Annotated in this window: 7 protein-coding genes; 4 read left to right on the forward strand and 3 right to left on the reverse strand. The window is 63.9% G+C overall.

From position 1 onward, the window contains the following. Positions 1–55: 55 nt before the first annotated feature. The 3 genes from CRD15_RS02255 to CRD15_RS02265 are packed head-to-tail and all read right to left on the reverse strand — an operon-like array spanning position 56 to position 2,771. Positions 56–1,048 (reverse strand): triacylglycerol lipase, encoded by a 993-nt coding sequence (locus CRD15_RS02255; protein WP_035008655.1) that lies wholly within the window; start codon positions 1,046–1,048, stop codon positions 56–58. Continuing rightward, complete coding sequence (locus CRD15_RS02260) at positions 1,038–1,964, reverse strand: alpha/beta fold hydrolase (protein ID WP_187401801.1); 927 nt, start codon at positions 1,962–1,964, stop codon at positions 1,038–1,040. The genes CRD15_RS02255 and CRD15_RS02260 overlap by 11 nt, the downstream gene beginning before the upstream one ends. 42 nt (positions 1,965–2,006) lie before the next feature. After that, positions 2,007–2,771, reverse strand: a complete 765-nt coding sequence (locus tag CRD15_RS02265; protein WP_034969634.1) for a 3'(2'),5'-bisphosphate nucleotidase CysQ — start codon at positions 2,769–2,771, stop codon at positions 2,007–2,009. 34 nt (positions 2,772–2,805) lie between these two features. Here CRD15_RS02265 and CRD15_RS02270 point away from each other — a divergent pair, with 34 nt between their 5' ends. From CRD15_RS02270 to CRD15_RS02285, 4 genes are all read left to right on the forward strand, one after another. Then, a complete protein-coding gene (locus CRD15_RS02270; RefSeq protein WP_187401802.1) occupies positions 2,806–7,776 on the forward strand; it encodes a DEAD/DEAH box helicase in 4,971 nt (1,656 codons plus the stop codon). After that, positions 7,769–8,614: an Fpg/Nei family DNA glycosylase gene (locus CRD15_RS02275; RefSeq protein ID WP_187401803.1), complete on the forward strand. Its 846-nt coding sequence runs from the start codon at positions 7,769–7,771 to the stop codon at positions 8,612–8,614. The genes CRD15_RS02270 and CRD15_RS02275 overlap by 8 nt, the downstream gene beginning before the upstream one ends. 769 nt (positions 8,615–9,383) lie before the next feature. Continuing rightward, positions 9,384–10,178: a hypothetical protein gene (locus CRD15_RS02280; RefSeq protein WP_187401804.1), complete on the forward strand. Its 795-nt coding sequence runs from the start codon at positions 9,384–9,386 to the stop codon at positions 10,176–10,178. A gap of 111 nt (positions 10,179–10,289) precedes the next feature. Then, entirely contained in the window at positions 10,290–11,048 is a 759-nt protein-coding gene (locus CRD15_RS02285) for a neuraminidase (protein WP_034993075.1), read from the forward strand. Positions 11,049–11,368: the final 320 nt, after the last annotated feature.

An 11,368-nucleotide genomic window follows, 5' to 3' on the forward strand; every position in this document is an offset into this window, starting at 1 on the left:
CCAGGTAACGGTGGCACGTACGGGGGCAGTCGCCCAGCTAACCCAGCTAACTCAGCTACCCCAGCGAACTGTGGGATCCAGTCGCCGACCGGTTGGACGGGACGGAACAGTCAGCAGCGCTCGGGGTGTCGTCGCCCGACTTGCGGGTCAGACCCCAATAGATCAGTCCAATGGTCTGATTACTGCGGGGCATGCCAGCGTGGCTCGGCGGAATGGGGAGCTTGCACGTCGCGCCGACCTCCACATTCGCGACATCCGCGCCATCGACGGACGTCAACTTTGAGGTCTCGTTCGGCGTGGCCGTGGTGTCCCCGGAAGAGTACAGGTTGGTGTACTGCACCCGACGATCGGTATCCGGCAGGGCATTGAGCCGCTGGACGATATCCGAGCCGACCAGCTGCTGCACTCCCGCCTTGCTTGCGAGGGCCTCGGCCAGCTTCGGGACGCTGCCGATGATCGGGCGCAGCGAGTCCGCCAACCCATTCAACGTTGTGCCGTGATAGGTCGCCGCGACTCCGACAACGCGACCGACTTTGTCTCCACCGCCGTTTTCCGCGATGTACTTCTTCAAGTGCAGCCCACCCTGGGAGTGCCCAACCAGGTCGACCTTCTTTGCGCCTGTAACTTGCAGGATGTAGTCGATGGTGGTGGCAATTTCCTTCGCGGAATCGTCGATATCCGCCACGGCATAGCTACCCGGCAGCCCTACCTGGCCAGCCCGAGGTTTGCCGTAGTTGAAAGCCCAGGTGCAGAAGCCTTGCTCGGACATTGCTACGGCGGCCTTCTGCCAACGGGTGGAGTTATCCGTCGTGCCGTGGATGAAAACGACCGGGTTCGGGTGCTCCGGCGAAGGCACACACCGGGGGTCGTTCACCGGGGAGGTGGCCACATAGGGGCCCGTGAGACCATCGGGAACTGCGGCGTCCGAAACCGGGGCAGCGACGGCAGAAACAGTAGAAACAGGGGAAAGAGCGACAGCCAGCGCCACAGCAGCACCAGCGATGACGGGCCTGCGCGCCCGCCTTACAGCGAGATTTTTAGTTTTCATGGAAGAAACGATAGCCCAACTTCCAGCGTTGTCCACCGTTACACCCGTTATGCACTGGTGTGCAATCGCCCTGCTCACGGGTTAAACCCCACTCAACCAGGCCAATGACGTGATCGTTTTCCGGCAGCGACGCATGGCCCGGGGGTATCAACAAACCACAGACCGCACCGACCTCGGCCTCCGCAACATCTGCTCCGCCGATCGGCTCCAGCTGCGAAGTGGAATTCGGCGTGGCGGTCAGGTCCTTCGACGTGTAAATGTTCGTGTACATCACGTTCGGGTGCGTATCGGGTAGCTCGTTCAACCGACGGATCAGTTCCGAACTATTCAGCTGCTGCACTGCGGCCTTGCCCGCCACCAGGTCTGCAAAGTCCGGGTTGCGATCCACCAGGTTCTGCAGGATGGAGGACATGCCCGTCATCGTCGTGCCGTGATACGTCGCGGCGATCCCCACCGCACGGCGCACCGTATCCTGCCCGCCGTGCTCCGCAATGTACTTCTTGATGTGCAGCCCACCCTGGGAATGCCCCACCAGATCCACCTTGCTGGCCCCCGTCACCGCCAGGATATGGTCGATCGTCCTGGCGATCTCCACCGCGGACTCGTCAATGTCATTCACGGCAAATACCCCGGGGATCACCGGGCGACCGGCCTCCGGCTTGCCGTAGTTCAAAGCCCATACCGAATAGCCACGGGCGGAAAAGTAGGTCGCGGCTTTCTGCCAGCGCAGGGAATTATCCGTCGTGCCGTGAATGAATACCAGGGGATAGGGGTGCTCCTCGGACAGTTCCTTCCGCGGGTCGTTGACCGGCCCGCCCAGCATGAAGCGCCCCTGCAGCGTGGCGGGCACGTCCGCATCCAACTCGCGCTGCTTGCGGGCGGCCGGGCGGGGCGTCAAGAAGGAAAAAGGAAGCATGAAGCATACAGCCTTGGCTTGAAGGCTCGAGGGTTCGAAGGGCTACAGCGAATAAGCGCCGTGCTTGTCGTGGAACTTTGCGGCGGAGGCCAAGATCTCGTCGGCACGGTCGGGGCGGGAAATCACCAGATCCGGCAGGTAGGGGGACTCGCAGTTGTAGCGCAGCGGGGTGCCGTCCAGGCGGGATGTGTGCAGGCCAGCGGCCTGGGCGATGCCCACCGGAGCGGCGTTATCCCACTCGTACTGGCCACCGGCGTGCACGTAGGCATCGTTATCGCCCAGGATCACGGAGACGGCTTTGGCGCCGCAGGATCCCATGGTCACCAGCTCCATGCCCAGATCCTCGGCGATGAACTCTGCGATTGCGGGAGTGGTGTTTTGGCTGATTACTAGACGGTTCGTGCGGGCGCCCTCTACAGCGCGAACCTCAGAGCTGCTGAAAACGCGCCCCAGGTCTGGCATGCCCACGGCGGCCTGGACGATCTTGCCCTTCTCCGCCAGCGCAATGTGCACGGCCCAGTCCTGGCGACCACCGGCGTACTCCCGGGTGCCGTCGAGCGGGTCGATGATCCACACGCGGTCGTTGTCGAGGCGCGTGAGGTCGTCCTCGGCTTCCTCGGACAGCATCGCATCGTTCGGGCGGTGCTGGATCAGGGATCGGGCGATCCAGTCCTGTGCCAGCGCGTCGCCCGCTTTGCCCAGTTCGGTGCCGCGGAGCAGACCTACGTTTCTTACGCCTTTGAGGATCTCCCCGGTGCCCTGCGCGAGTCTCTGGGCCAGCGTCGCATCATTGAGTTCAGCCGTCATAGTTCATACTTTAGCGGTCTGTTTAAATGGTCACATGGCTGTTGACCCGCTGGATTCTTTTTATGCCCCCGTTGCAGCGTGGTTCCGGGACGTTTTCGCCGAGCCGACGGTCGTGCAAACACAGGCGTGGAAGGCTATCTCCGCAGGTCAGAATGCTTTGGTGGTGGCGCCGACGGGATCGGGTAAAACCCTGGCGGCTTTTTTATGGTCGCTGTCGCGATTATCTGGGGGATCTTTTTTTAATGACGCCACCACGCCAGAAAAGTCCAGTCCCACCAAGGTTCTGTATATTTCCCCGCTTAAAGCTTTGGGCGTAGACGTCAGCCGGAACCTGGCAGCTCCGCTGGCTGGAATTGCGCGGGTGGCCGACGCGATGGGGCGGGCGAGTGCGCCGGTGCGAGTGGGCGTGCGCAGCGGTGACACCCCGCAGTCGGAGCGCTCCAAGCTACTGCGGAACCCGCCGGAGATTCTGGTGACCACGCCCGAGTCGCTGTACCTGATGCTGACCGGCAAGGCCGCGGCCACGCTGGCGAATGTGGATACCGTCATCGTGGACGAGGTGCACGCGGTGGCGGGCACGAAGCGCGGCACACACCTGGCGCTGTCGCTGGAACGCTTGGAAATGCTGACGGGCCGGGCGGTGCAGCGCATCGGCCTGTCGGCGACGGTGAACCCCGTGGATAAGGTCGCCAGCTTCCTGGGAGGCGACCGGCCGGTAACGGTGGTGAACCCCGAGCAGCCGAAGTCGTGGGATGTGCAGGTGACCAGCGTGGTGGAGGACTTCCAGGATCCTCCCGCGGCTGAAGATGTTGCGTTGGCGGAGTATGAGGTGGCGGAGTCTGAGGAGGCGTCAGAAAAAGAAACAGAAGAACCGATAGACGAGGCACTGCTCGGCCCTAGCCTCATCGGCGAAGGACTGGGCGGCAGCACCCAGAACGGGTCGGGCGCGCGCGTGGCCAGTGGGGTGGACAAAGAATCCGCGCTGCCGCAGCAGAAGAGCGTATGGCCGCACGTGCAGCGCGCGATCTACCGGCAGGTGATGGAGAACCGCTCCACACTGGTGTTCGTGAACTCCCGGCGCGCGGCCGAGCGGCTGACCGGGGCGCTGAACGAGGAATGGGCCAAGGAGTACGCCCCCGACTCGTTGGCTGCCCCGACCAGGCGCGACCCGGCGCAGTTGATGGCGCAGTCCGAGGCGGTGCGGGGGATGGACGGGGCAGGTGTCGCGCGGGCGCACCACGGGTCGGTTTCCAAGGACGAACGCGCCGACATCGAGGCGGCGCTGAAATCCGGCGAGCTGCGCTGCGTGGTGGCGACGAGTTCGCTGGAGTTGGGCATCGACATGGGGCTGGTGGATCACGTGGTGCAGGTCGGCGCGCCGCCGTCGGTGGCTTCGGCGGTGCAGCGGTGTGGCCGCGCCGGGCACACCGTGGGCGCGACCAGCCACGCGACGATCTACCCGCTGCATAAGCAGGACGCCGAAGCCGCGGTGGTCGTGGTGGATCGGCTGCTGAAGGGGGAGCTGGAGCCGCTGAATGTGGTGCATAATGCGCTGGACGTACTGGCGCAGCAGACGGTGGCGGCGACCGTGCAGGCGGGCACGGGCAGCGCAGGCACGCTGGATGTTGAGGAGTGGTGGCGCGTTGTCCGCCGCGCCCACCCTTATTCCACGCTGCCGCGCGAGGCCTTCGACGGCGTGATCGAGATGATCAGCGGCCGCTACCCATCCACCGACTTCGCGGATCTGAAGGCCCGCGCGATCTACGACCCCGTCGCTGGAACTCTGGAGGCTCGCCCCGGTGCGCAACGCCTGGCGGTGACCAGCGGTGGCACGATCCCGGACCGCGGCATGTTCGGAGTGTTCCTGGCCGCCGGCGACAACGACGGTGCGCGGCGCGTTGGCGAGCTGGACGAGGAGATGGTCTACGAGTCCCGCGTCGGCGACGTATTCACCCTGGGCGCGAGCAGCTGGCGGATCCTGGAAATCAACCGCGACCAGGTGATTGTTGCCCCGGCGGCCGGCCACACTGGCCGCTTGCCGTTCTGGGTGGGCGATGCCGCGGGCCGCCCCGTGGAGCTCGGCCAGGCCATCGGCGAGCACCGCCGCACCTGGGGCACCGGCACTCTGTCGGACATTCGCTCGGCCAATTTTTTGGACGCCCACACCCGCGCCAACCTGGATGCCTACTACCAGGAACAGAAGGATTCCGCCGGGATCATCCCGGACGAGCGGACTGTGCTGATCGAGCGCTTCCGTGACGACATCGGCGACTGGCGAGTGGTGGTGCACACTCCGTTCGGACGCGGGGTGAACGCCCCGTGGGCGTTGGCGTTGGGGGCGGAGCTGAACCGCCGGATGGGCATTGATGCGATGGCCGTGGCCGGGGACGACGGGATGGTGCTGCGCCTGCCGTATTCGGACGAACCACCGGGAATGGAGCTGCTGCTCGGTGAACATGGCTATGGCGGCTCCGAGCGGGCGGAGGCCACTCTGGCGGATGTGATGGAGGAAGTTGGATCCTCTGCGCTGTTTGCCGCCCGCTTTCGCGAGTGCGCGGCCCGTGCGTTGCTGCTGCCGCGGCGCAACCCCGGCAAGCGTCAGCCACTGTGGCAGCAACGCCAGCGCGCCGCCCAGCTACTGGATGTGGCCCGCGAACACCCGGAGTTTCCCGTCATGGTGGAGACCATGCGCGAGTGTGTACACGACGTGTACAACCTGGACTTCTTGAAGAACCTCGTGGCGGGGCTGGGCCAGCAGGTTGCGCCGGGGCAGCAGAGCGCGCCGGGTCAGCAGAGCGCGGGTAGCCAGCGCGGCGTGCGCCTGGCGGAGGTCACCACCGAATCCCCGAGTGCCTTTGCCGAATCCCTACTGTTCACCTACACCAGCGCCTTTATGTACGAGGGCGATTCCGCCGAGCGTGCCGCCGCCCTGGCCGTAGATCCCGCCTTACTGGCGAAGGTCCTGGGCACCCGCGAGGAAGGCATGGCCCTAGATCCGGCCGCGGTGCGGCGCGTGGTCGAGGCCGCACAGTGGAAGTCTGAAGGGCGCCAGACCAGCAGTGTGGAACAAGCTGTGGACATGCTGCGCGCCCTCGGGCCGTTGAGTCTGGACGGGGTGCGCGAACGCATCGAACCCTGGGCTGGAACGGTGGAGGATAGCCTTGCTGAGCTGCGCGCATTGATCCCCACCCGGTTGATGGAGGTGAACTTCGGTGGCCAGTTGAAGCTCGCCGCTGTCGAGGACATGGCTTTGCTGCGCGACGGCCTGGGCGTGCCCGTCCCTCCCGGCGTGGCTATCGCTGCCGAGCAGGTGGATCAGGTGGATAATGCCATCGACCAACTGTTGCTGCGGTGGATGAAAAACCGCGGGCCCACCACCGCTGCCGAGGCCGCCGCGGAGTTTGGCATGGGGCGCGCGACCGCCGACGCGCTGCTGGCTCGGTGGACCGAAGGCGCACGCGCACAGGGCACGCAGCGCCGTTTGGCTGCGGGGCACTTTGTCTTTCTTGACGGTGACTCTTTGAATGACGCCACCGCTTCCGCCCCTGCAGCCGGTGCCGGCGCCGAATCGCAGGCGGAAACGCAGTACGTGGATACGGGGATGCTCCGCCGCCTACGCTCGGCGACCTTGGCAGCCGCCCGCGGCGCGCTGGAACCCGTGACCCAGCAGACCTACGCACAATTCCTGGCTGAGTGGCACGGCCTGGGCCAGATGCAGCGCGAGGAACTAGCCAGCGTGCTGGAACAACTCGCGGGAGTGCCGATCCCCGCCAGCGCCTGGGAAACCCTGGTGCTTCCCGCCCGTATTCCCGACTATCAGCCGGGCGATTTGGATGAACTCCTGAGCACCGGCGAGGTTCTGGCTGTCGGCTCCGGCCAGGCCGGTGCCAAGGACGCCTGGGTGAGCTTCGTGCCTGCGGACACGGCCGAGTTTCTGCTGAACGGGGAGGAGCTGGAGCGTGGCGTCCAGAATATGGTCGCTATCCAGATCCTCCAGCACCTGCAGCGCGGCGGTGCGTTCCTGGCGGCTGAGCTGCAGTCGGCGACCGGGGCGGATCACGCGGAGGTCGACGCGGCACTGTGGGAGCTTTTCGATGCAGGGCTGGTCGTGCCCGATAGCTTTGCGGCTCTGCGGGCGCGGCTGGTGGAGGCCGGTTCGACGGGCAAGCAGGCCCACCGCGCGCCACGGCGGAACCAGGGGCGGGGTTCGGTGCGCCGGGTGCGGATGGGGCGCAGCGGGTTCGCGCGGGCGGCTCGGCGGGCGATGAACGCGCATTCCTCGGTGCCGGGGCGCTGGTCGGCGGTACCGGGTGGCGCTGGAGATGCTGGGGCTAGCACGGCCGACGCCACCGAGCTGGCACTGATCCGCTCCGAGGCCTGGATCGATCGCTATGCCGTAGTCACCCGCGGGGCCGTCGTTACAGAGAAATCCGACGGAGGTTTCGCAGAGGCCTACCGCACCCTTAGCGCGTGGGAAGATTCCGGCGAGGTGCTGCGCGGGTACATCGTAGAGGGGCTCGGCGGCGCGCAGTTCGCCCCGCGCGACGTGATCTCCCAGCTGCGGCGCTCCCAGGACAGCCGCACCGTTACCGATTCCGCACCCCAGCTGCTGTCGGTTCTGGACCCGGCGAACCCCTTCGGCTCTACGCTGCCGTGGCCGGAGGTCGCGCACTCTAACGGTTCGGCAATGGCGCCCACGCGCGCTGCTGGGGCGATGATCATTGTCGCCGCCGGACGCGCCGAGGCATATCTGTCGCGCGGCGGCAAGAACCTGGTTCTTTTTGCGCGCCCCGAATTTAACGACGCCACGTCGGAACCCCTGGGCACCCCAGCTGCACAGATAGATCTGATTGTGAGGGCGATTCGGGAGGCCATCGGTGCCGGACGGTTGAGCCCCGTGAACGTGGAGAAGATCAACGGATCGTCGGTGATGGACATCGCCACCACCGACTGGGTGGCAGCTGGTGCGCGACTGACCCCGAAGGGGTTGAGCATCCGTGCCTGAGGGTGATTCCGTACTGCAGCTATCCAACCGCCTGCAATGGATGGCAGGCCGGACAGTTCGGCATACCGACATTCGCGTGCCCAGGTTCGCCACCCTGAATTTCGACGGCGAGAAAGTTCACCGGGTGTGGCCCTACGGCAAACACCTGTTCATGCACATCGGGCAACGGGTGATCCACACCCACCTGAAGATGGAAGGCGTGTGGGCGATCCATCGTGCGGGGCAGCGCTGGCGCCGGCCTGGCCACACCGCCCGCATTGTGCTGCGCTTTAGCCCCCAGCACGCAGGCGGCCCAGAGATAGAAATTGTGGGGCACAGCCTGGGATTCGTGCGGGTATTTCGTTTTGAGGACTACCCGCAGGTCGTGGCTCACCTGGGTCCGGACATCCTGGCGGAGGACTGGGCAGTTAGCGACAGGGACGAAGCTATCGCGCGGATAATGCAGCGGCCGGATAGGTCCCTCGGCGCGGCACTGCTGGACCAGAAGAACGTCGCTGGAATTGGCAACGAGTATCGCGCCGAGGTGATGTTTTTAGTGGGGATGCACCCGAAGGTGACAGTGGGGAAGGTCGGGGAAGGTGGCGTCCAAAAGGCAATAGAACTAGCGCGGCGAGTGATGTGGGACAACCGCCTTGAACCGCACCGCGTATTCACTGGTGATCGGCGGCCGGGGCAGGGGACGTGGGTGTTCGGGCGTGCGGGCAAGGCGTGCAGACGTTGCGGGACGGCGATTCAACAGGCGACGCTGGGTGGGCGGTGGGCCGGCGGGGATCCGGAGGTGGATGCCGCAGAGTTGGAACGAATAATTTGGTGGTGCCCGCAGTGCCAGAGGGAGTAGCGGTGGCGGGGGTAGCTCTACGCGGAGAATAACCCCGAATTGGGGTGATATTACAGTCATGTGCAGGGTGAAAGTGCAGGTGGGGAGAGTTCATTTAAAGTTCACTAGTCAGGTGGTTACGGGGTTGAGGACGGGTTGAGGGTGAGGAATTTTTGACCACAAAAGGGGGTTGGTTTTCTTATTTTTTAAGAACAGAGTGCAGTGGGTGTGGGTAGGGTGTTGGTTTCTCGTGGTTTTGGGAGCTGAAGGTAAGGGTTGGCAAAGTTTGATGACGGGGCGGGGTGAATGGTTGCGTAGTGATAATGGTTTCAGATTTTGGTTTACCTAAGACAGGCTTTAAGGGTTGATTAAGTTTCAAGGGGTTAACAGAAGGTGAACGTGCGGTTAATTAGGGGTTGAATGTGGTGCATTGGGGCGTCGAATTGTCCAACAATTCCTGTTGGGGAGGGTTTAAAGTTGAATCTCGTCACTCAGAGCCCTGGTGCGGCGTGGTCCTCACAAATGCCATGCGTTACCAGGGAGAGGGCACCCCTTAATCGGATTCAAAACTAAAGCCACCTGGCCGAAACCTCGCACCTTTCGGCGACGTGCGTACGGCGTACCCCGAGGCAGCTGCTGCAAACGTGAACTCGCAAAAGTGAACGTGCAGAAAGTGTCGGCACTGCTTCCCTTGGGCGTGCGGCTCGCAGCATCACCAACGCACCTCGTCGCCAGTGCGGGTTCACCAGCCCGCATTCTTCGGTCGGTGGCGTGCAAGAGGAGCACAAACATGAAGAACCTGTGGAAGAACGGCGCAAGCGCAGCCGCCGCTGCTGCCATCGTGGCTGCAGCGGTAGCATCCCCGGCAACCGCAATCACCAAGGAAGAGCACTACCCGGAAACCCCGAAGCTGAACCCCACCCTGCCGATTGTTAACACCACCCACGGCAGCGATCACATCAAGGCAAACATCCTGAACCCGCACCCGGTCTGCAACTCCGGCGAGGACTACCGCACCGTCGTCTACAAGGTTGACGACAAGTTCACCCCGGCTGGCACCATCTCTGCCACCAACCAGTCCAAGAACACCATCCCGCTGACCCAGGAGCTGTCCAAGACGCAGACCATCTCCATCAGCATCAAGGGTGACCGTACCGAGACCACCAGCGTGAACCTGGGCGGCGAAGCATCCGGCAAGGAGTCCAAGGGCAGCGTCGGCATCGCTTACGAGCTGGCTAAGAAAATCGGCGCTGAGGCTTCCTACTCCCTGAGCTGGAACGTCGGCCAGACCGTTGGCCCGTACGATGTTCCGGCTGGCCACACCGGTGAGGCTACCTACGGCTTCCGCACCATCAAGATGACCGGTACCCAGCAGTTCTGCAAGGCAAACGGCACCTGGTCCACCCCGACCCCGTGGATCGCGCTGACCCCGATTAAGAACCAGGTCAACGTGAAGCTGTACGCCAACCCGGCTGACTCCGCTGTTCCGGCGAAGCCGGAGGACGCTGAGAAGCCGGCTGAGAAGCCGGCTGAGAAGCCGGCCGACGAGGCTGCAAACAAGCCGGCCGAGAACGCCGACGCGTAAACCCTTTTCTCGCAGAATATCCAGCAGGTTCGAAGGGGATTGAACCACCCCTCCTAGCTTTCGCAGGCTATGCCCCCTTCACCTGCACCTACAAAGTAAGGAACCCCTCACATGAAGAAGAACGCAGCTTCCCTGACCCTCGCTGCTGCCATTGGCGTGACCACCGCTTTCGCAGGCGCTGGCAACGCATTCGCTGAAGATGTTGTTGACCCTGGCTTCAACCACGACGTCGTTACCGCTGAGGCTGAAAAGCCGGCCGCGGACGCTGAGGCTGAAAAGCCGGCCGCGGACGCTGAGGCTGAGAAGCCCGCCGCGGACGCTGAGGCTGAGAAGCCCGCCGCGGACGCCGAGGCTGAGAAGCCGGCTAAGGACGAGGCCGAGCAGTCTGGCGAGAAGTACGACCTGAAGCCGGAGATCCGCGTCGCTGCTGGCAAGTCCGCTGGCTTCGCAGGCCTGGTCTCCATCTCTGCCAAGAACGTTGGCTCCGAGATCTACTACCAGGACTTCCCGGCTACTACTTTCCGCATCGACGTGCACACTGAGAAGGGTCCGAAGGGCGTTGACCGCCTGATCACCCCGGGCTGGTTCAACGGTGCATACACCCGTGACCTGGGCTTCGACAAGGAAAAGTCTGTTCGCAGCTTCGAGGTCACCCTGTCCAACCCGGTCAACCCGGGTGATTCCCAGCTGCTGGCGAACCTGAACTTCGGCGATGGCAAGACCAAGCTGGGTCGCCTGGTGAACTACATCACCGTCACCCAGACCGGTCGCCTGGAGGAGGACAAGTCCACCTCTAACGACCAGAACGTTGACTCCCGTGAGGTCACCACTACCGACGTTATGCACAAGCCGACCAAGGGCCTGTTCTAGTCTGATCTCTGAACGGATCCCTGATCTGAACGGCTAACTCCGTTTAAACGAAACTAAGGCTCCCCGCATCAGCGGGGAGCCTTAGTGCGCTTATTCCGTGCCCTGAAAGGGTCTGGGTTTAGTGCCTACCTTTGCTAAGGAAGCATCCAGTTCGATTCACCCTTCAACAGGACGCGAATCGCGGTGATCAACAGGAAGCCTGGTGCGAGCAGCAAGCTGAACCATCCAGGTGCGATGTTAGAGAGTGACGACGTGGGGGGACGGGGTGCCTTCCGTCCGGGCAGCCTGTGCCACCTGCGCAGTCTGCGGCGTGGTCGCTT

Source organism: Corynebacterium sp. LK28, from assembly GCF_014335105.1.
GTDB classification, from domain to species: Bacteria; Actinomycetota; Actinomycetes; order Mycobacteriales; family Mycobacteriaceae; genus Corynebacterium; species Corynebacterium macclintockiae.

What these genes read in the sequence shown, in the direction of transcription:
- CRD15_RS02255 (WP_035008655.1), bottom strand. Translation starts at nt 1,048, where the DNA reads ATGAAAACTAAAAATCTCGCTGTAAGGCGGGCGCGCAGGCCCGTCATC.
- CRD15_RS02260 (WP_187401801.1), bottom strand. Translation starts at nt 1,964, where the DNA reads ATGCTTCCTTTTTCCTTCTTGACGCCCCGCCCGGCCGCCCGCAAGCAG.
- CRD15_RS02265 (WP_034969634.1), bottom strand. Translation starts at nt 2,771, where the DNA reads ATGACGGCTGAACTCAATGATGCGACGCTGGCCCAGAGACTCGCGCAG.
- CRD15_RS02270 (WP_187401802.1), top strand. Translation starts at nt 2,806, where the DNA reads ATGGCTGTTGACCCGCTGGATTCTTTTTATGCCCCCGTTGCAGCGTGG.
- CRD15_RS02280 (WP_187401804.1), top strand. Translation starts at nt 9,384, where the DNA reads ATGAAGAACCTGTGGAAGAACGGCGCAAGCGCAGCCGCCGCTGCTGCC.
- CRD15_RS02285 (WP_034993075.1), top strand. Translation starts at nt 10,290, where the DNA reads ATGAAGAAGAACGCAGCTTCCCTGACCCTCGCTGCTGCCATTGGCGTG.